The organism is Sphingomonas mali NBRC 15500 (assembly GCF_001598415.1).
Taxonomy (GTDB): domain Bacteria; phylum Pseudomonadota; class Alphaproteobacteria; order Sphingomonadales; family Sphingomonadaceae; genus Sphingomonas; species Sphingomonas mali.
In genome coordinates this window covers 34,173-54,542 of record NZ_BCYX01000003.1, presented here as the reverse complement: position 1 = coordinate 54,542, position 20,370 = coordinate 34,173, and the positions used below count along the sequence as shown (strand labels likewise).

The 20,370-nt window shown below is 64.4% G+C and carries 18 protein-coding genes; 7 read left to right on the top strand and 11 right to left on the bottom strand.

The genetic code is table 11. The annotated features are described in order from the left end of the window. Positions 1 to 147: 147 nt before the first annotated feature. Positions 148 to 1,530 carry an alpha-amylase family glycosyl hydrolase gene (locus SMA01S_RS04170; RefSeq protein ID WP_066817729.1) on the bottom strand — a complete coding sequence of 461 codons (1,383 nt, stop codon included), beginning with the start codon at positions 1,528 to 1,530 and terminating at the stop codon, positions 148 to 150. A 257-nt stretch (positions 1,531 to 1,787) separates the two neighbouring features. Here SMA01S_RS04170 and SMA01S_RS04165 point away from each other — a divergent pair, with 257 nt between their 5' ends. Further along, positions 1,788 to 2,819, top strand: coding sequence for a LacI family DNA-binding transcriptional regulator (locus tag SMA01S_RS04165; protein ID WP_066818648.1), 1,032 nt, complete (start codon positions 1,788 to 1,790; stop codon positions 2,817 to 2,819). Then, positions 2,816 to 4,312 carry an MFS transporter gene (locus tag SMA01S_RS04160; RefSeq protein WP_066817727.1) on the top strand — a complete coding sequence of 499 codons (1,497 nt, stop codon included), beginning with the start codon at positions 2,816 to 2,818 and terminating at the stop codon, positions 4,310 to 4,312. Before SMA01S_RS04165 ends, SMA01S_RS04160 begins: the two co-directional genes overlap by 4 nt. Here SMA01S_RS04160 and SMA01S_RS04155 read toward each other — a convergent pair. The 5 genes from SMA01S_RS04155 to SMA01S_RS04135 all read right to left on the bottom strand — a co-directional run bounded on the left by SMA01S_RS04155 (position 4,296) and on the right by SMA01S_RS04135 (position 9,517). Then, positions 4,296 to 5,642 carry a sensor histidine kinase gene (locus SMA01S_RS04155; protein ID WP_084250045.1) on the bottom strand — a complete coding sequence of 449 codons (1,347 nt, stop codon included), beginning with the start codon at positions 5,640 to 5,642 and terminating at the stop codon, positions 4,296 to 4,298. The genes SMA01S_RS04160 and SMA01S_RS04155 overlap by 17 nt on opposite strands. A 29-nt stretch (positions 5,643 to 5,671) precedes the next feature. Next, the gene (locus tag SMA01S_RS04150; protein WP_066817722.1) at positions 5,672 to 6,391 is read right to left on the bottom strand and encodes a response regulator; all 720 of its coding nucleotides are present in this window, start codon (positions 6,389 to 6,391) and stop codon (positions 5,672 to 5,674) included. A gap of 108 nt (positions 6,392 to 6,499) precedes the next feature. Next, complete coding sequence (locus SMA01S_RS04145) at positions 6,500 to 7,054, bottom strand: EF-hand domain-containing protein (protein WP_245649144.1); 555 nt, start codon at positions 7,052 to 7,054, stop codon at positions 6,500 to 6,502. A gap of 132 nt (positions 7,055 to 7,186) precedes the next feature. Further along, on the bottom strand, positions 7,187 to 7,963 hold the full coding sequence (locus SMA01S_RS04140) for a thioesterase family protein (protein WP_066817716.1): 777 nt from the start codon (positions 7,961 to 7,963) through the stop codon (positions 7,187 to 7,189). Between the two features lie 21 nt (positions 7,964 to 7,984). Further along, a complete protein-coding gene (locus SMA01S_RS04135) occupies positions 7,985 to 9,517 on the bottom strand; it encodes a class I adenylate-forming enzyme family protein (protein ID WP_066817713.1) in 1,533 nt (510 codons plus the stop codon). A 91-nt stretch (positions 9,518 to 9,608) separates the two neighbouring features. Here SMA01S_RS04135 and SMA01S_RS04130 point away from each other — a divergent pair, with 91 nt between their 5' ends. Together SMA01S_RS04130 and SMA01S_RS04125 are read left to right on the top strand one after the other, a co-directional pair. Continuing rightward, positions 9,609 to 10,223, top strand: a complete 615-nt coding sequence (locus SMA01S_RS04130) for a glutathione S-transferase family protein (protein WP_066817710.1) — start codon at positions 9,609 to 9,611, stop codon at positions 10,221 to 10,223. Then, a complete protein-coding gene (locus SMA01S_RS04125) occupies positions 10,220 to 11,017 on the top strand; it encodes an SDR family NAD(P)-dependent oxidoreductase (RefSeq protein ID WP_066817709.1) in 798 nt (265 codons plus the stop codon). Before SMA01S_RS04130 ends, SMA01S_RS04125 begins: the two co-directional genes overlap by 4 nt. Before the next feature lie 16 nt (positions 11,018 to 11,033). On the opposite strand, the gene SMA01S_RS04120 is transcribed toward SMA01S_RS04125, so the two are convergent. The 5 genes from SMA01S_RS04120 to SMA01S_RS04100 all read right to left on the bottom strand — a co-directional run bounded on the left by SMA01S_RS04120 (position 11,034) and on the right by SMA01S_RS04100 (position 14,562). Beyond that, positions 11,034 to 12,263, bottom strand: coding sequence for an MFS transporter (locus SMA01S_RS04120; protein ID WP_174543079.1), 1,230 nt, complete (start codon positions 12,261 to 12,263; stop codon positions 11,034 to 11,036). A gap of 150 nt (positions 12,264 to 12,413) precedes the next feature. Further along, positions 12,414 to 12,872 (bottom strand): SRPBCC family protein, encoded by a 459-nt coding sequence (locus tag SMA01S_RS04115; protein ID WP_066817707.1) that lies wholly within the window; start codon positions 12,870 to 12,872, stop codon positions 12,414 to 12,416. Beyond that, positions 12,873 to 13,208, bottom strand: a complete 336-nt coding sequence (locus SMA01S_RS04110) for an ArsR/SmtB family transcription factor (protein ID WP_174543077.1) — start codon at positions 13,206 to 13,208, stop codon at positions 12,873 to 12,875. A gap of 230 nt (positions 13,209 to 13,438) precedes the next feature. Next, the gene (locus SMA01S_RS04105; protein WP_066817705.1) at positions 13,439 to 13,846 is read right to left on the bottom strand and encodes a GFA family protein; all 408 of its coding nucleotides are present in this window, start codon (positions 13,844 to 13,846) and stop codon (positions 13,439 to 13,441) included. Beyond that, positions 13,843 to 14,562, bottom strand: a complete 720-nt coding sequence (locus SMA01S_RS04100; protein WP_245649143.1) for a DNA alkylation repair protein — start codon at positions 14,560 to 14,562, stop codon at positions 13,843 to 13,845. Before SMA01S_RS04100 ends, SMA01S_RS04105 begins: the two co-directional genes overlap by 4 nt. A 48-nt stretch (positions 14,563 to 14,610) precedes the next feature. On the opposite strand from SMA01S_RS04100, the gene SMA01S_RS04095 reads away from it, so the two are divergent. The 3 genes from SMA01S_RS04095 to SMA01S_RS04085 all read left to right on the top strand — a co-directional run bounded on the left by SMA01S_RS04095 (position 14,611) and on the right by SMA01S_RS04085 (position 20,290). Continuing rightward, on the top strand, positions 14,611 to 15,825 hold the full coding sequence (locus SMA01S_RS04095; protein ID WP_066817703.1) for an acyl-CoA dehydrogenase family protein: 1,215 nt from the start codon (positions 14,611 to 14,613) through the stop codon (positions 15,823 to 15,825). 98 nt (positions 15,826 to 15,923) lie between these two features. Beyond that, complete coding sequence (locus SMA01S_RS04090) at positions 15,924 to 16,997, top strand: acyl-CoA dehydrogenase family protein (RefSeq protein WP_066817701.1); 1,074 nt, start codon at positions 15,924 to 15,926, stop codon at positions 16,995 to 16,997. Between the two features lie 203 nt (positions 16,998 to 17,200). After that, positions 17,201 to 20,290 carry a TonB-dependent receptor domain-containing protein gene (locus SMA01S_RS04085; RefSeq protein ID WP_066817698.1) on the top strand — a complete coding sequence of 1,030 codons (3,090 nt, stop codon included), beginning with the start codon at positions 17,201 to 17,203 and terminating at the stop codon, positions 20,288 to 20,290. Positions 20,291 to 20,370: the final 80 nt, after the last annotated feature.

The window sequence follows — 20,370 nt, the reverse complement described above, 5'->3', positions numbered from 1 at the left end:
ACGCCATGTTTGGCTTGCGGCATCGACGCGACCGACACGGCGCGTTCGGATGTGCTGCGCTTATGTTGCGGTCGGTAACCGGCCAAGTTGGCCACATACGTATTCAGGATTATGCAGTCGGCGGTGTTGCCCGGTTGCATCGCCGGGTCAGCGTGTCCTTCCGGCAAGGATGCGATAGCTCCACGGGGCCAATTCGATGCTGGTCGATCGTGTCACGGTCACTGGCGAACCGTCGGCGAAATCGAGGTAGCGTCCGTCGCTCGGCCCGTCGGTAAAGCTTACGGCCTGGGTCTCGCCCGACAGATTGAACAACGCCAGCACCTTGTCGCCGTTCTTCTGACGCACGAACGACAGCACCTTGGATGGGACGCTGTTGACGACCGGAGTCATCGGGGCGCCCCAGGGTGCATTCGACAGTGCCGGATGCGCCTTGCGGAACGCGATCAGGCGGCGGAACAGATCGTTATTGGGGTGGTCGCGCCATTCGATCGGATCGCGCTCGAAGAATTTGAGCCGTTTGGGATTGCCCGCCTCCTGGCCATTGTAGATCAGCGGGATACCTTCGCCGACGAACGACAGCGCGATTGCGCTAGGCAACTCCTTGCCGAAGCGTTCGAATTCGGTGCCCTCCCAAGCATTCTGGTCGTGATTCTCGGTATAGACCATGCGCATAGCCTCGGCTGGCCACGCGCTCTCCGTTTCCGAATAATAACCGAACAGCGCGCCGACATCGGCCTTGCCTGCGGCGATGTCCGCCATCGCGTTGTTCCATTTCCACGCGTAGCTCGCGTCGAACGCCTTGCGGTGGACATCGCGCTGGTCGAACTCGGCCAGCATGAAGACCGGCTTGATGCTGTCGAGCTGGCGCCGCGCAGTCTCCCAGAAATCGAGCGGGACATAGCCGGCGACGTCGCAGCGGAACCCATCCACGCCGGCGGTGCGCACCCAATAGGTCATCGCGTCGGTCATGTAGCGGCGCAGGCCGGGCTTCGAATAATCGAGGTCGATGATGTCGGACCAGTCCCACCACGGCGTGGGGCGATTGGCGCCTTTCCAGTCATGCTCGTACCAATCGGGATGCGCCGCATGGATCGGATTGTCCCAGGCAGTGTGATTGGCGACCCAGTCGAGAATGACGTGCATGCCCAGCCGATGGGCGGTCGCGACGAACGACTTGAGGTCGGTGAGCGTCCCGAATTCGGGGTTCACGCCGTAATAATCCCTGACCGAATATGGGCTGCCGAGGCCGCCCTTGCGGTTCTGCACGCCGATCGGATGGATCGGCATCAGCCAGAGGATGTCGACGCCGAGCGCCTTCAGCCGAGGCAATTGCTTCTCCGCGGCACGGAACGTGCCTTCGGGCGTGAACTGGCGGGTATTGATCTGATAGAGGACCGCATCCTTCGACCAAGCGGGATGCTTCAGCGTCACGTACGGCTTGGGCGCGTAAGGATCGGCAGGACCGGCTGCCGCCGTCGCGGGCGTCAGCGTCAGTCCCGCCAGCAGCGCGAGTGCGATCGATTTCAGCATCCTGTCCTCCTTTTTGTGTGGACATTGTGCCACGCTCGCCGGGCCGTACCCGTTGAATACGTATGTGATCGCGTTCCGGCGGGTGAGCCGCGCGCCTAGTCTCCATCGATCGCCCCGCGACAAAAGGGCGGCTGGGGAGGGATGATTTGCCGGACACTCTTTACGCGCGCGGGCCCTATCGCGCCGCCGCGCTGCCCGCTACACTCGCGCCCAATCGGCCGCAAACGACGGCCGGCAGCGGGAGAAGCCGTCGGGCAATGCTAACCGACAAACCGACGTCGTTCGATATCGCCCAACGCGCCGGCGTATCCCAACCGACCGTGTCGCGCGCGCTGCGTGGCGACCCGACCGTCAGCGAGGCGACGCGCAAGCGGATCGAAGCGATCGCGGCGCAACTCAACTACAAGGTCGACAAGAACGCCTCGTCCCTCCGCAGCCGCCACACCAATACGTTGGCGCTATTGTTCTTCGAGGACCCGACGCCTGACGATTCGCTGATCAACCCGTTCTTCCTCTCCATGCTCGGATCGATCGCGCGAACCTGCGCGCTGCGCGGTTATGATCTGCTCACCTCGTTCCAGCAGCTCTCGTCGAACTGGCATGTCGATTATGAGGACAGCCACAAGGCCGATGGCATTATCCTGCTCGGTTATGGGGATTACGAGACGTATCGCGCGCGGCTCGAACAACTCGAGGCGCAGGGCACGCATTTCGTGCGCTGGGGATCAGTCCAGACAGGCCAGCCGGGAACGACGATCGGTTGCGACAATGTGCGCGGCGGGCGCGACGCTGGTGCGCACTTAATCGGGCTGGGCTGCCGTCGGATCGCGTTCCTGGGGCAGGTGTCGAGCCATTCGCCCGAACTCGCCGATCGCTATCGCGGCATTTGTTCGGCGATGCTCGAAGCAGGGATCGACCCTGATCCATCGCTGCAGGTCGATGCGATCACCACGGAAGCGTCGGGGTACGAGGCTGCGATCGAATTGCTGCGGCGCGGTGTGCGCTTCGATGCGGTCTTCGCGGGCAGCGACCTGATCGCGATCGGCGCGATGCGCGCGTTCGAGGAAGCAGGGCTCGACGTGCCCGGCGATGTGTCGATCGTCGGGTTCGACGATATTCCGGCGGCCAGCCTGTCGCATCCGCCGCTGACCACGATCGCGCAGGATTATGCCAAGGCCGGGGCCGCGTTGGTCGATACGCTGTTGCGTCAGATCCGCGCGCAGCCGGTCGAGGCGGCGATGCTGCCGCCGCGATTGGTCGTTCGGCGCTCGACGGCGTCCAGGGCATGAGCGGACTTCCGGTGGAGAAACCGCGCCAGACCTGGCGCGGGCTGTGGAATATTTCGTTCGGCTTTTTCGGCATCCAGATCGCGTTCGGGCTGCAGAACGCGAACATCAGCCGGATCTTCCAGTCGCTGGGCAGCGATGTCGGCAGTCTGGCGCTGCTATGGATTGCCGGGCCGGTCACCGGATTACTCGTCCAACCGATCATTGGCCATTTCAGCGACCGCACCTGGGGACGGTTTGGGCGCCGCCGACCCTATTTCCTGGCCGGTGCGACGCTGGCGGCGCTGGCGCTGATCGGTATGCCCAACGCCTCGGCGCTGCTGGCGGCCGCGCTGTTGCTGTGGATGCTGGACGCATCGATCAACGTCTCGATGGAGCCGTTTCGCGCCTTTGTCGGCGACATGGTCGCGCCGTCGCAACGCACGACAGGTTATGCCTTCCAGACCGCCTTCATCGGGGCGGGCGCAGTGCTCGGCAGCCTGGCGCCGTTCGCCATGGCCAAGTTGGGGGTGAGCAATGTCGCACCATCGGGTGGCGTCCCCGATTCGGTACATTACGCTTTCTATCTCGGTGCGATCGCGATCTTCGCCGCCGTAATGTGGACAGTGCTGACGGTACGCGAATATTCGCCCGACCAGATGCGCGGTTTTGGCGACACCGACGTCTTTGGCCATGACGGCCATCCCGCCGCGCTCCATGGCGGCCTTTGGTGGCTGCTTGGCGGTTTGGTGGTGATCGGCATCGTGCGGTGGTTCGCGCTCGAGCGCGACCTTTACGTGCTGGGCGGGGCGTTGGCCGCGTTCGGCGTACTGGCGCTCGTCGCCGCGGCGATGGCCCGTAACGGGGGCAGAAACGCGCTGGTCCAGATCATGAGTGATATGGCGCGCATGCCCGATCAGATGAAGCGGCTGGCGCTGGTCCAGTTCTTCTCCTGGGTCGCGCTGTTCATCATGTGGATCTACACCACTCCGGTGGTGGCGCAGTACGTGTTCCAGTCGACCGACACCACGGGCAAGGCCTATAATGACGGCGCCGACTGGGTCGGGGTGCTGTTCTCGGTCTATAACGGCGTCGCCGCACTGGCCGCGTTCGTGTTGCCGGTGATGGCGAAGCGGATCGGGGCGCAAAAGACCCATATGCTGTGCCTGTTGATTGGCGCCGTCAGCTTCGCGTCGCTATTGGTCATTCGCGACCAGTGGATGTTGCTGTTGCCGATGGTCGGGATCGGCTTCACCTGGGCGTCGATCCTGACGATGCCCTACGTCATTTTGGCCGGCGTGCTGCCGCAGCACAAGCTCGGTATCTATATGGGCATCTTCAACTTCTTTATCGTGGTGCCGCAGCTGCTGGTCGCGACCGTGATGGGGGCGATTATCCGCACCTTCTTTCCGACCGAGCCGGTCTGGACGATGGCGTGCGGCGCGGTGGTGCTGGTGCTGGCGGCGTTGGCGATGCTGCGGGTGAGGACGAGCGCGGAGCCTAACGTGGCAGCGTGATCGTTGCGGCCAGCCCGCCTTCCGGGCGGTTCTCCAGCCGGATATCGCCGCGCGCTTCGCGTACGATTGCCCGCGCCAGCGCCAGGCCGAGGCCGATTCCACCGGTTTCCTTGTTGCGCGATCCCTCGATCCGCGTGAACGCCTCGAACACCTCGGCGATGCGGTCGGACGGGATGCCCGGGCCCTCGTCGCACACTATGATCTCGACTGCCTTGACGTCGGACCGAAGGAACACTTCCGCGCCGCCGCCATATTTGACCGCATTCTCGATCAAATTGCGGATCGCGCGGCGCATCAGCGACGGCCGCAAATGCATCGTCAGCCGTTCGACCTCGGCGAACTCGACCGGCATGCCGAGGTCGCGGAAATCCTCGACCACCGCATCGACCAAAGCGGCGAGGTCGACTTCGGTCGCCTGTTCGCTCGGCCGCCCGAGCCGCGCCAACGACAATATGTCGTCGAGCGTGCGGTTCATCTCGTCGATCGTGTCCGCCATGCGTGCGCGGTCGTCGTCATCCTCGACCGATTCGATGCGGACGCGAAGCGCCGCCAGCGGCGTGCGCAAATCGTGCCCAATCGCGCCCAGCATGCGGTCCTTTTCCTCGAGCATCGCACTCACCCGCGTGCGGAGGTCGTTGAACGCGGTGATCAGCGTGCGGACGTCGTGTGGGCCGCTTTCGGTGATCGGACCGTCCGCTTCACCGGGATGGAAACGCTGCGCCGCGTTGGCCAGCGACCTCAGCGGCTGGGCGATGCGTCGCGTCGCCAGCAGCACCGGCAGCAAGACGATCGCGTAGAGCACCAATGTCTGGCCGATCAGCCGCGACAGGAACGGCCATTCCGAATCCTGCCAGGGAATCGAGGCCGCCCACCAGCCGACCTTGGGTTGCTCGACGGCGATCAACAACTCGTGCTGGACGAAGCGATAGCGCTGCGCCCGGACGCGCGACATCTTGCCGAAACGCGGGTCGTCGGAGCGCAGCGGGCGGATTCCCGTCACAACCTGGCCGACGGGGACGCCGGCCTCGTTGAGTCGCGTGCGTAGCGCTTCCTCGATATCTGGTCGTCGCCGCAGCCCTCCCTCGATCGGATTGGACGGCCAGGGGCGCGAGCGGAACCGGTCCCAGGGCGTCTCGTCGCCGACCGGGGGAGCGGGCGCGATGTCGAGCGGCCGGTCATGCCGGTTGCGGGGACCCTGCGATGCGTCGACGATCCGTGCCGCGACCGGCCCAACCGTCTGTTCGAGCCGGAACGCCTGCCGATCCCGCAGGCTCAGCCCGAAGTTGACCGCCTGGGCCACGAACAAGGCAATGGCGACCAGTACCGCCATCTGGCCGGGCAGGTTGCGCGGCCATAATCTCACAGGCGCGTGACTTCGGCAGCGAGCGTGTAGCCACCGCCCCAAACCGTCTTGATGACGGTGGGGTTCTTGGGATCGGGCTCGATCTTGCGTCGCAGTCGGCTGACCTGGTTATCGATCGCGCGATCGAACGCCATCGCCTCGCGGCCCTGGGTCAGGTCGAGCAACTGGTCGCGCGTGAGCACCTGGCGCGGGCGCAATACCAGCGCCAGCAGCAGATTATATTCGCCGGTCGACAAGGGTACCGACACGCCTTCGCGGTCGACCAACGCGCGTTCGCCGGACTTCAACACCCAGCCGGCGAAGGCATAGGATCCGCTTTCAGGTGCGTGCTGACGCGCGCCGCTGCCGGCGGCGCGGCGGAGGATGACGCGGGTGCGGGTTGCCAGTTCGCGGGGGGAGAAGGGTTTGACGACATAATCGTCGGCACCCATTTCGAGCCCGACGATGCGGTCGGTCTCCTCGCTCTTGGCGGTCAGCAGGATGACCGGGATATCGCCGGTCGCGCGGATATGGCGGCACAGGCTCAGCCCGTCCTCGCCTGGCATCATGATATCGAGAATGATCAGATCGATGGCATAGGCCGCCATCCGGGTACGCGCGCTTTCGGCATCGCCCGCCTGGGTGACGCGAAAGCCCTGCTTGGTCAGATATTGCGCCAGCGGCTCGCGGATCGAGCGCTCGTCATCAACCAGCAGAATATGGGGAGTGCCGCCCATCGGCACGTCGCTTAGCATCTATCGGCCCCCTGAAAACCCCTCGAATTCTAAAAGGAGGGCCGGGCGGGTGAGGAGGGGCACCCGCCCGGCAGCCAGGGCATATGGGGATTACTGCCCGGGCTTGTCCGCTGGCGCGGGCGGCGGCGGCATGTCTCCGCCGTTGCCGCGTCGACCGCGCATCTGTTCCATTGCGTCGCGCGCCGCCTGGCGCTCGGCCGCGTCGACCTTGCCGTCCTTGTTGGTGTCCATGCGGTCGAAACGCTGCGCGGCCTGTGCGCGATACTCCTCGCGGTCGATCACCCCGTCGCCGTTGGTATCCAGCCGGGCGAACATTCGCCCGCCAAAGCCGCGACCGCCCGGTCCGGGCGGGGGCGGCGGTGGGGATGCGCCGTCAGCCGGCGGTGGGGCAGACGCCGCCGGCGCGGTTCCGCTCATCGGCCGGCGCGGCTGCATCTCGTCGGGCGTCAGCTTGCCGTCCTTGTTGGCATCCAGGCGATCGAACCGCGCATCGGCCTGAGCCATTGCCTCGTCGCGCGAAAGCACGCCGTCGCCATTGGCATCGCCTCGGGCGGCCGGGGCGGTCTGCGCCGCGGTCGGCCCGACCAAGGCTACCGCCATGAAGCTTGCGCTCGCGAGCGCCGCGGCAAGAAACACTCGATTCATCCCGTTGTCCTCGATCGGGCGAAGGGTCATTCCCCGCCATCCAAGGACTTGTGGTTCCTCTGTGTCGCCCGGGCATGTCAGTCCACGACGAAATTGTCGCAAATTGTCGCACTACAAGGGAAAGCCTTCGCGTCAGGCGAAGATAGCGACGCTCTGCATCTGCTCGGCGATGGGCTTGCCATCGGCATTCCAGATCATCATTTCCTGGCTCGAGCTTCCGGCCTTGGCATAATCGGCGTTGGTCCTGAGCAGCCACCATCCGTCGGTCGTTCGCGGCTGCGCGCCGAGCAGGTTGAGTTGCCAGGTCATCGAGCTGCACGGCGCCGGTCCGCCGATCAGCTTGAGCGCGGCGGGCGGCAGGCAATCGGCCACCGCGATCAGCTCCACCATCGGATCGATTCCGTCGCGCTCGTTCAATCGTACCCAGCGCAACCATTCGGCCGGCCCCACCGTCGCATCGCGCCGGTCGAGCAGTTCGAAATTCTGCGCGAAGGATACCGCTGAATTGCCTTTGAAGGTCGTGTCGCCGGCTTGCGGGCGTGGAAAGGCCGGTGCGGTGCCGACCTGATGATCCAGCTTGGACTCGACCGCGCTCATGAACACGAATGTCGCGCGCAGCCCGAGCCCGGCCTCGCTCTCGACATCGGCTTGGATGAAGGCGGCGTTACGGCCACGGCGCAGGCGGCTCGCGCGGATCACGATCTCGCCGGACAACGGGCCGATGAACGCGACCAGCGCGGATCGCAGCGGCGGCAGGTCGGTGTCCGACTGTTGCGCCGCATGAAGCGCGAGCGCTGCCGACAGGCCGCCATAGCTCGTCCGTCCCTGCAGCCAGGTGTCGGGGATGCTGCCCCGCCAGCCGCCCTCGATCGGTTCGAGGGCATCGATGATCTGCTTCAAACCCGGCATGAATTCCCCTTGTTCTTGTGATTATGCCGGCTGCGCTGTCAGGCGATCGCGCAATTCGCGCTTGAGCACCTTTCCGATCGCGCTCCGTGGCAATTCGTCGATCGGATGGAGTGCCGACAGGCGCTGCGTCTTGCCGAGCTGGTTATTGGTCCACGCCATGATCTCGTCGGCCGAGGCATCGACGCCGCTATTGGGGACGTAGAATCCGACCGGCGTCTCGCCCCACTTTTCCGACGGTACGCCGATCACGGTGCATTCTACGACCGCAGGGTGCTGTTTGAGCACCGCTTCGATATCGACCGGGTAGATATTGAACCCGCCCGAGATGATCAGGTCCTTCTTGCGGTCCATCAGGATCAGGAAACCGTCTTCGTCGAACCGGCCGATATCGCCGTGGCGGATGAAGCGATTGCCCTCCTTGTCGTACCATTCGGCGTCGGCGGTCGCCTGCTTGCGGCCGTGATAGCCGGTCATCATCGCCGGTGAGCGGCCGACGACTTCCCCGGTTTCGCCTTGCGCGACCTCGTTCCCGTCATCGTCGATCAGCCGCATATCATGGCCTGGCAGCGGCTGCCCGACGGTGTGCAGCTTGTCGGGATATTCGGTGCAATCGAGTCCCGTCGAGGCGCCACCCTCGGTCATTCCGTAGAATTCGATCAGGCGGCCGGGCCAGCGCTTGAGAATGTCGGCTTTGAGCGTGGCGGAGAAGGGGGCGCTGGTCGACGTCTTCAGCCGGAATGCCGACAGATCGAACGTGTCGAAGTCGGGAACGGCCATGATCCGCTGATATTGGACCGGCACCAGCATCGCGTGTGTCACGCGAAACTTTTCGGCAAGCTCGAGAAAGCGGCGCGCGTCGAACTTCTTCATCAGCACGACGGTGCCTCCCCAACCCAACGTGGGAAGGAAACTGACCAACGTCGTATTGGAATAGAGCGGGGTGGAATTCATTGTCACCGCCTCGCCGTAGCCGCCCGCGGAGTTGCGGCCGATATGCGACCAGCGCATGCGGTGCGACTGGACGATCCCCTTGGGCGTGCCGGTGGTGCCCGACGAATAGATGATGTTGAAGCCATCGACGGGGTCGATCGTCACTGGGCGGGGCTTGCTGCCCGGTGGTGCCAGCCACGCCTCGAACTCGGTGGTGTCGAGACGAATCTGTTTCGCGGCGATTGGCTGCTGCGCGATCGCCGCCTGGTTGTCGCCATCGAGGAAGACGATCGGCGCGCCGCAATCGGCGATCATCGCGGCAAGCGCCTCCGGCGTCGAGGAGGGCGCCAGTGGCGCCGCGACACAGCCGGCACGCAACGTTCCCAGGAACACTGCCGCATAAGCGATCGACGAGGCGGAGATGATCGCCACCGACTGACCCTGGTCGACGCCGTCACGCTGCAGCGCGGCCGCGACGCGGTCCATCATCGCGTCGAGTTCGGTATAGCTGTAGCTGCCCTCGCCGTCGGCTACGGCGGTCTTGCCGCCGCGTTCCTCGGCATGGTCGCGAATAATGTCGGGCAGGGCAGCGAAGTCACTGGTGAGCAAGGCGTCAGCGCTCATGATCTCTCCTCAAACTTGCCGTGAGTCGCTAGGCGAAGCCGCCACGAAATGCCATACGCGATATTCGAAAAATGGAATCAAGGGGGAGTCGATGCTGTTCTACGATGCGGTCAATCCCGCGCCCAACCCGCGGCGCGTGCGAATCTATCTCGCCGAAAAAGGGCTGACCGTTCCGAGCGAAAAGGTGTCGATCCCGAAAGGCGAGCACAAGGGCGAGGCGTATCGCGCGGTCAATCCGCTCGGGCAGGTGCCGTGCCTGAGGCTGGATGACGGCACCGTCATCACCGAGAGCGTGTCGATCTGCCGCTATTTCGAGGCGCTCAATCCCGAACCGCCCTTGTTCGGCGTGGGCGCCCAGGGGCAGGCTGAGGTCGACATGTGGACCCGCCGCGTCGAACTTCGCCTGATGAACCCGATCGCGATGGTGTGGGTGCACACGCATCCCTTCACCGCGCGCGTCGTGCCCAAGCAATATACCGAATTCGGCGAGAGCAACCGTCCGCGGATCGACACGGTGATGCGCGAGTTCGACACGGCGCTGACCGAGCGTCAGTTTCTCGACGGAAGAGGATATTCGATGGCCGATATCGTGCTGCAGACGACGATCGATTTCGGCAAGTTCATCGGCGTGGACATGCCCGAGGACGCGACGGCGCTGAGAGCCTGGTACGACCGCGTGTCCGCACGCCCGAGTGCGGCGGCATGAACACCGGGATGGACGGCCGCGTCGCGATCGTCACCGGCGGCGGGACGGGCATCGGCGCATCGACCGTAAGGATGCTGGCGGCGCGAGGCGTGCGCTGCGTGGTCAATTACGCGTCCAGCCGGGAAGATGCGGAGGCGGTGGCGGCCGAGGTCGGCAATGGCGCGATCGCGGTGCAGGCCGATATCGTCGAGGATGCCGCATGTCGCGCGCTGGCGCAGGCCGCGCTCGACGCGTTCGGGCGGATCGACTTCCTAGTCAACAATGCCGGGCGGACCAAGTTCGCCAATCATGAGGACCTCGACGCGCTCGATGCCGAGGACTTCGTCGACATCTATCGGCTCAATACCGTCGCCGCGTTTCAGATGGTGCGCGCCTGCGCGCCGGCGATGCGCGACCAGGATGCGTCGGCGGTGGTCAACGTCGCCAGCGTCGCGGGCGTGTTCGGGATGGGATCGTCGGTCGCCTATGCTGCGTCGAAAGGCGCGCTGATCACCTTGACCAAGAGCCTGGCGCGCGTGTTGGCGCCGCACATCCGGGTCAACGCGGTTGCCCCGGGTTATGTCGGCACCGGCTGGTTCGAGAAGAGGCTGGGCGCGGAAGGGTTCGAGCGGCTCAACCAGAATATCGCCAGCCGCGTGCCGATGGGATTCGCCGCCGGACCCGATGATATCGCCGGACCGATCGTGCAATTGCTCGATCCCATCGCCCGCGCGATCACCGGGGAGGTGACGTTGCTCGACGCCGGCGGTCACCTCGACGTCGCGCTGACGCGGCGGCCGGGAAGGGAGCAATAGCCGCCTGACGTAAGGCTCAGCCTTCGGCAACCGCAACCGGTGCCGCCGCCGGCACGCGATCGAGCACTTTCCAGAGGATGATGCCTAGCGCGATCGTCACCAGCAACGCCGCGACCAGGAAATTCGCGCCGGTAAATCCGTGATGATCGCCCGCGGCCAGGGCCTGGGTCAGAACGAGCGGTCCCACGATCGACGACACGCTGCCCATGCTGCCGATCCCGCCCTGCAATTGCCCCTGACGCGTCGCATCGACCATGCGCGATAACAGGCCGTTGAACGCCGGGAAGACGAAGCCCTGGAACGCGCTGACCGCCATCAGCAGGTAAGCCTGCCAGCCGGCGGTGGCGAAGGCGAACAGGTAAAAGGCGGTTCCGGCGGAGCACATCCCCACGACCATCGCCTTGCGCTCACCGATGCGCCTGATCACCGGGCCGGTCAGGCCGGCCTGCACGCACGCCATGATGAAGCCGACGAAGGCCAGGCTCCAGCCGATCGCGCGCGCATCCCAGCCGAAGCGCATCGTCGCCCAGAATGACCAGGTCGACGGATAGACCATGTGCGCGAGCTGCCAGATGAACCAGGCGAGCAGCAGCGGCGCGGCATTTCCGGCGTGGAACAGGGGACGGAAAGCGCCGACGATATGCGCGTCGCGCAGATGGAACGGACGACGATTCTCAGGCTTCAACGTTTCCGGCATGAACAGGAACATCGTCGCGGCGTTGAGCAGCGCCAGCGCGGCGGCCGCGACGAACGGAGCGCGCGGCCCGAAGCTCGAGAGCAGGCCGCCAAGCGCCGGGCCGAGGATGAAGCCGATGCCGAATGCCGCGCCGATCAGCCCGAAGGTCGCGCTGCGCTTTTCGGGCGGCGTGACGTCGGCGATGACCGATCCGGCCGGGCCATAGACCGCACCCGCCGCGCCGGCGATCGCACGACCCAGGAACAGCCAGCCGAGCGTCGGCGCCCAGGCCATCAACGCATAATCCATCCCGAAGCATAGCATCGAGGTCAGCAATATCGGCCGCCGCCCGAAGCGGTCGGACAGATTGCCGAGCACCGGTCCGGCGAAGAATTGCATCACCGAGAAAACCACGAGCATATAGCCCGCGACACGCGTGGCCTGCTCCAGGTCGATATGGCCGAGCTGAGTGATCAGCTTGGGGAAGACCGGCATGACGATCCCGAACCCGATCGTATCAATCAGCACCGCCGCGAGTGCGATTGGCACGGCGCGATTGTCGAAGCGCATCAATTCCTCCCGGCGATATTATCGAGCCGCAATGCCCGAACCGTGCGGACCCGGCAATTCAGCGACTTGTTCGGCGTGTTCTGCCCGACTTGTTCCAACATCGCAAAACAAGGCGCCGCCCCCGGAGGCAAGGGGCGGCGCGGCCGGGGATCAGCCGAGATGGGCGACGAGATTGTCGAGGGTCTGGCTCGTGCCGTTGGCGACGCCGAGCCTGATATAGTTGTCGAGATGCTCGTCCGAGCGGCAGACGATTTCCACCGTCATCCGCGTGCCGCCGTCATGATCGGCGAGCATCACGCGACCGATCGCATCCATCGCCTCGAACTCGAGCAGGTGCGGCGGTTCGATCCGCCGATAGGTTCCGGTGAACGCCATATGCGCATGGCTGGGCGAGACGAATAGGAACTCGCCGCCGATGCGCAGGTCGATCTCACAGCGCGAGAGCGGCTCGCCGCCGGCGTCCCACCAGAGGCGCATGCTCTCGGGCGTGGTCCAGGCCGTGAACACGGCGTCGGGCGACGCGGCGACGTCACGGACGAAGCGAAGGGCGTGAGCGGCACGGTCGATCGTGAAACCCGGCGCGTTGGCGGCGATAGCTGGGGCAGGCATTCAAGTCTCCTTCTTGGTGGCGGCGAGGTGGCGGTCGAGATTGTCGAAACGGCGGTCCCATTGGTCCCGGAACCGCTCGATCCAGTCGGCGGCATCCTTCATCGCTTCCGCGCGCAACCGCCGCGGCCGGCGTTGCGCGTCGCGCCCGCCCTCGATCAGCCCGGCATGTTCGAGCACTTTGAGATGCTTCGAGATGGTCGGCTGGCTGAGCGCGAAGGGCTGCATGAGCTCGGACACCGTCGCTTCGCCCAGCGCCAGCCGGGCAAGGATCGCGCGACGAGTGGGATCGCTGAGCGCGGCAAAGGTCGCGTCGAGAGGGTGTGATTCGATAGCCATATAGCTATATAGCCAGATAGCTATTTAAGAGTCAAATCCTGCGGTCTTATGCACTCCCCTCCCTGCTTGCAGGGAGGGGCTGGGGGTGGGTGCGCGCGTCTGCGCGCTTACAAAGACTCATTGATCGATTGCCAAAACAGCAACGGACGAGGCATCGAGCCTCGCCCGTCGCTACACCCACCCCTTTATCCCCTCCCTTGCAGGGAGGGGAGATTAGGAGGTCGATCGCCTCAACCCGGCATCGTTTCGAACACGGCCAACCCCTCAGGCATGGCGACCCAATCGGGTTTGTCGCGGACGAAGATCGCCAGCGTCGGTTTGAAGTGCGCCGGGTCGTCGAGCGAACCGGCATAGATGGTGTGGCTGTCATGCACGCCATGGATGCCGCCGAACACCAGCCCGCCGCACTCAGGGCACGAATTGCGTGTGGCACTGCCGCCGCGCATCGCCGGGGAATGGAATTGATGCGTGCGTCCCGTGATCGTCAGCGCGCTGGCGGCAAAGCCCATGAACGGAATGAAGCCCGACCCCGATGCCTTGCGGCAGTCGGCGCAATAGCAAAAACCCATGCCGTCCGCTTCGCCCCGTGCTTCATAGCGCAATTGCCCGCACAGACATCCACCGGTGATTGTCGTCATCCGCCTCTCCGCTTGCCACTATTCTTGAGCGCTTCGCGTTTGCTCAGGCCGCTCAGCCGATCCTCGCTCGCAGCGACATAACGTGCGACTTCATCCGGATCTGTCCAGGCATATTGGCGCAGCGCCCAGCCGATTGCCTTGCGCAGGAAGAATTCGGCCGATCCGATCGACGGTTCGATACAGGCGTAAAGCAGATCGAGATCTGTCTCGCGCTTGGCGGGCAATTGGCAGAGGATCGAGCTTCTCCGCTTCCACATATCCGTGTCGGTCGACCAGGCCAGCATCGCCTCGCGCATCGTGGCACGGTCGTTCTGCAGCAACGTCCATAACCGGTGCCCAGCGATTTCGTCGACATAGTCCCACCACGCGCCGGTGACGATCATCTCCTCGTACATCGGCAAAACGTCGATCCGCTGAAACCGTCTTGCGGCCTTCACGGCGGTGAGGTCGATCGCCGCATAACGCTCCTCGCGATGGGTGGCGCCGCGCCACAAGGCGAGCACGTCCGCTTGCCACGCGAGGCTGTCGGGCCAATCGATACCGGCGAAGACCGACTTCAGCGCGACACGTCGCGGCACGCTCGCGACGCCGAGATAGGGCATCGCCGATTTCATATAGGCCTGCATCGCCGGCGCCCGCGCCGGTTCCGCTACGGCATCGAGCGCTTCGCGGACCCGCATCGTCAGGGGCTTTCCCGCCGGCTTGGAATGTGTCATCTCCGGACCATACCCGATATTCAGATTCGGTGAAGAGGAGAGGTTTGAATGGCATCCGCCGCCGAACTCGATCGTCCGTCCGACGCGCTCGAGAATTTCCGTGCCGAAGTGCGCGACTGGCTCGCCGCCAATTTCCCGGCGTCGCTCAAGGGCAAGGGCAATGCCCTCGCCAGTGTCGAGGGGCCGACTCAGGAGACGCCCGAAATGACCGCCTGGCGCAAGGCGATGGGCGAAAAGGGGTGGGGCGTTCCGACCTGGCCGAAGGAATATGGCGGTGGCGGGCTCAGCCGCGCCGAGGCCAGGGTGCTCGCGGACGAGATGGCGCGCGTTGACGCCTGGAACCCGATCGGCGGCATGGGCGTGATGATGTTCGGCCCGACCCTGCTCGAATATGGCAATGAGGCACAGAAGCGCGAGCACATCCCGGCGATCGCCAAGGGCGAAATACGCTGGTGTCAGGGCTATTCCGAGCCCAATGCCGGCTCGGACCTCGCCAATCTGCAGACCTTCGCCGAGGACAAAGGCGATCATTATGTCGTCAACGGCCAGAAGACCTGGACCTCGGGCGGCCAGTGGGCGGACAAATGCTTCTGTCTCGTCCGCACCGACAAAACGGAAAAGCACAAAGGTATCAGCTTCCTGCTGATCGATATGACCGCGCCCGGTGTCGAGGTGAAGCCGATCAAGATGATCAGCGGGATGTCGCCCTTCTGCGAGACCTTCTTCACCGACGTGAAGGTGCCGAAGGAAAACCTGGTCGGCGAGGAAGGGCAGGGCTGGACGATCGGCAAGCGCCTGCTCCAGCACGAGCGGACCAATTTGTCGGGCGGCGGGTCGCGGCTCATGCCGAGCGGTCCGGGCCTGCCAGACGTCGCCAAGAAATATGTCGGCACCGATGCCGAAGGACGGATCGCCGACCCGGATTTGCGCGCGCGGATCGCCAAGTTCGAAATGGACTGGCGCGCCTTCCTGCTGACCGCAATGCGTATCCAGGCCGAATCCAAGGCAAAGGGCGGCGTGTCCGAAGTGTCGTCGATCCTCAAGACGATCGGCACCAAGCTGGGGCAGGAACGCGCCGAGCTGACGATCGAGATTCAGGGGCTGCAGGGCCTGGGCTGGGAAGGCGAGGGCTTCACCGAATCCGAATTGCACGGCGTCCGCGCCTGGCTCTTCGGCAAGGCGACGACGATCTATGGCGGCTCGACCGAAATCCAAAACAACGTGATCGCCAAACGCATCCTGGGGATGCTGGATCATCAGTGAAATCCGTCGCCCCGGCGCAGGCCGGGGCCGCTGCGTAGTAAAGCGCAGCCCCAACAATCTAGCGGCCCCGGCCTCCGCCGGGGCGACGAGGTAGAAAAATGGCCGTCCTCAACGAAGAACAGACGATGCTGCGCGACATGGCGCGCGAATGGACTCGCAACGAAAGCCCGGTGACCGCGTGGCGTAAGGTGCGCGATGCCGACACAGCGACAGGTTACGACCCTAATGTCTATAACGAGATGGCGCAGATGGGCTGGGCGGGGATCGTCATCCCCGAAGCCCAGGGTGGCTCCGATTTCGGCTGGCTGAGCCTCGGTCTGGTAATCGAGGAACTCGGCCGCACGCTGACCGCGAGCCCGCTATCGGCAAGCGCGGTGGCGGCATCGGCGATCGTGCTTGGCGGCAGCGACGCGCAAAAGGAAGCGTGGCTGCCCAAGATCGCCAGCGGCGAGCTCGTCGCGACCTTCGCGCTCGACGAAGGGCCGCGGCACGACCCAGAGAATATCAAGACCCAAGTTGCCGGCGGCAAGCTCAGCGGGACCAAGGCGTTCGTGGCCGAGGGTGACAGCGCGGGCCTGTTCGTCGTCGCGGCGACGGACGGGCTTTATCTGGTCGATGGCAATCAGGCCGGCGTATCGCGGTCGCGGCGTCATCTCACCGATTTCCGCAGCCACGCCGACCTGACGTTCGATGCCGCCGAAGCGGACAAGCTCGCGAACGGCGGCGACACGTTGCTCGATCAGGTGCTCGACCGCGCGCGCGTCGTCGCCTCGGCCGAGATGCTTGGCATGGCGCAGCAGGCGTTCGAGACGACGCTCGATTATCTCAAGCAGCGCCGCCAGTTCGACCAGGTCCTGTCGACCTTCCAGGCGTTGCAGCACCGCATGGCCGGCCTGTTCAGCGATATCGAACTGATGCGCTCGGCGGTCGAGGCGGGGCTCGCGGCGATCGACGCCGGCGGCGACACCCGCCAGGCGGCCTTGCTCGCCAAGACCAAGGCGAACGAGGTCGGCCACGCGATGAGCCGCGAGATGATCCAGCTTCATGGCGGGATCGGCATGACCGACGAATATGATGCCGGCTTCTACCTTAAGCGGATGCGCGTGCTGGAAGCGGTATGGGGAAACACCGCTTACCTCCGCGACCGGTTCGCGCGGCTCGGCGGCTACTGAATTTAGCTTCTTTCTGGCCATGTTTTCCGGAGTCCGGTTTGTCGGGTTCCGGAATCGTGGGCTCGTGCCTATTCCGCGTTGAACTAGGAATACATAGCGATTTGCAACGCGACTAAAGCTTGACGTAGCGTCACCCATAGTGCCTATTCGAGTAATGGGTATGGAGCCGATCAAGGTGCTCCAACCCATTTGGGGAGAGGCACATGACCAAGACAAGGTTGCTTTGCGCCTGCGCGATTTCCGTATTTGCGGTATGCGCGGCATCATCGGCGGCTGCCCAATCGGCGCCGGCCGCGGATCCGCAAGACACCGGCAGCACGCCGGACATCATCGTCACCGGCTCGATCATCAGGGGGACGCCTGAGGATGCGGCGCTGCCGGTCAACGTCATCGGCGCCGATGAACTCCAGAAGCAGGGATCACCTTCCGCTGTCGAATTGCTCAAGGCACTGCCGACATCGAGCGCGGTGCTCGGCGACTCGAACCAGTTCGACAGCCGTTCGCAAGGTGCGGAAGGCATCGCCACCGCCAACCTCCGCGGCCTGTCGCCGCAACGGACCCTGGTGTTGCTCAACAATCGGCGCCTGGTCACCGCCGGCAACGGCGTCCCAGCAGTCGATATCAACCTGATTCCGTCCGCGGCGATCGGCCGTATCGAAGTGCTCAAGGATGGTGCGGCGGCGACCTACGGATCGGACGCGGTCGCCGGCGTGGTCAATTTCATCACGCGCACCGACCAGGAAGGGTTTCGCGCCTCGGCCGCCTATCGTTGGGTCAAGGATACCGACGGCGATATCGACGCGTCGCTGAGCTACGGCCATGTCGGCAACGGCTTCCGGATGCTTGCCGCGGTCGGCTTCAACAAGCGCGGTCAATTGCTCGCGCGCGACCGCGCTTTCGCGGTTCAACCCTATCTCAACAATCCGCAGGGCGGCTGGACCGGCGGTGGTAACCCAGCCAACTTCCTGCTGGTTGGCCCGAGTGCAACCCCTGGTGTCGTTACCCCCTATACGGGCGTCGTGGCCGATACGAGCTGCGTTCCCTTGGGCGGATATCTCGGCGCGAACGGCCGTTGCTCGACTCAATATACCGGGTTTGACACCCTGGTAGATCTCGAGAAGCGCATTACCGCCTTCACCGATGTCGAGGTCGATCTCGGCGGCAGCCACAAATTCGAGGTCACCGCGCTGTATGGGCGCACGACGGTCCCGCACTATCTGACCTCGCCGTCCTATCTGCTCACGCAGTTGCCCTCGACGGTGTCGCTGGGCGGTTCGGTAGCGAACAGCAGTCTCGGGATCGGCTTCTACGTGCCGGCGAACAATCCAGGGTTCATCGCCTACAAGGCCGCCAACCCGTCGCTTTTCATCAACCCGGTGACGGGCAATCCATTGCCCGCAAGCGGAGCCGTCTTCCCGCTGCTACTATTCCGTCCGTACATGGCCGGCGGCAATCCCTCTACGCTGGGGGATTCGAGTGAGACCGGTTCGGCCCGCGGCATGCGCAAGTCGGAATCGATCCGCTTCACGGCCGAATTCAGCGGCAAACTCGCCCCGAAGCTCGATTACAGCCTGTCGGCGACCTATCACCAATATTATCGTTACATCGACGGCTACGACTCATTCGGTGACCGCATCCAACTCGCGTTGCGCGGATTGGGCGGACCGAATTGCACCGGCAACGTGCCCGGCGCGAACGGCTGCATGTGGCTCAATCCGTTCGGCAACGCGGTAACCGCCGGCGCGATCAACGGTACGACCAACCCGCAAGGCAATGCCGCTTTGGCCAATACGAAGGCGCTGACCGATTGGTTCTTCGTACGGTCGTCGACCGCGGTCGATTCGCAATTGTTCGTGCTCGACGGCAATATCAGCGGCTCGACCGGCATCAAGCTGCCGGGCGGCGACATCCAGTTCGGCGTCGGTGTGCAATATCGCTACAATTGGTTCGACACCAAATATGCCGCGAACAACAACCTTGCGGTCAATCCCTGCCGCGACACACCGATCACCGGCAACACGAATCCGGCCGCCTGCGCCCCGACCTCGGGCGTAACGCCCAGTCCCGCGACCGGCGCGCTGGCGTTCCTGGGTACGAATCGCGACAGCTTCCTGAAGGGCGGCGTCAAGGCCGTGTTCACCGAATTGCAGCTGCCGGTGTTCGACAGCTTCAACATCCAGGCAGCCGTACGATATGAGGACTATGGTGGCTCGGTCGGTTCGACCGTCGATCCCCAGGTCCGCGCGCGGTGGCAGGTCACCGACTGGCTCGCCATCCGCGGGGGATACGGAACGACGTTCCGCGGGCCGACGCTGGCGAACATCACCAACAATTTCGTGACCGCGCTCCAGCTGATCGGCACGACGTTCAAGCCGGTCGACGTCTACGGCAACCCGGCGCTCAAACCCGAAAGCTCCGAAAACTACTCGGCCGGCATTCTGCTGAAGTTCGGCGGTTTCAACGCCAGTGTCGACTATTTCCGCTATAATCTCAGCGACGTAATCGTCAGCGATCCGCTGAGCGCGATGGTCGCGACATTGTTCCCGACTGGGTTGCCCAACACATGTGCCACCAATGCGGGTCTTGCTGCGCGGTTCACCTTTTCGACCGGCGCGTGCACCGGGACAACGACGGTCGCGAACATCGCGCGCGTCAAGACGATGTACCAGAACGGCGCGACCCAACGTAACGACGGGCTCGACTTCAGCGTCAACTACCGGTCGAACCAGTTCCTCGGCTCCGCCATTCGTTTCGGCGTCGGCGCGGACGCCACGCGGACGCTGCACAACCGGATCAGCGCGATCATCGTGGCGGGAACGAAGGTTCAGGACGCGTTCGACGGCGTCGGGCTGCTCAACTATCAATCGACATTGTATCCGGTGCCGAAATGGAAGGGGCAGGCGTATCTCGATCTGGGCGCTGGTCCGGTCGATGCCCGGTTGACGGTCAACTACACCGACGGGCTGCACGACCAGCGTTACGATACCAGGACTGGGCCGTTCGCGCCCAACTGCGCGCTAGGCCTCAAACAGGGAGCGACCGGCGCTTGCGTCGACTCTGGGCTGACGCCCAACGCCGCGAGCATCCTGACCGGCGCCGATCTCAACGACTTCATCTCGGCGGACCTCAACGTCCAGGTCAAGCTGCCGTGGAAGAACATCGTCCTGACCGGCACGGTGTTCAACATCTTCGACGCGCAGCCGCCTTTCGCGCGCGAGGATTACAATTACGAACCGTTCGTCGGGAATCCCTACGGCCGGATGTTCAAGCTCGGCCTGTCGACCAAGTTCTGACCTTGACCGACTGAGCCTTCTCTCCTCGGCCCCGCCGCGCCAGACCAGCGCGGCGGGGCCGTTCTTTTAGATAAACAGAA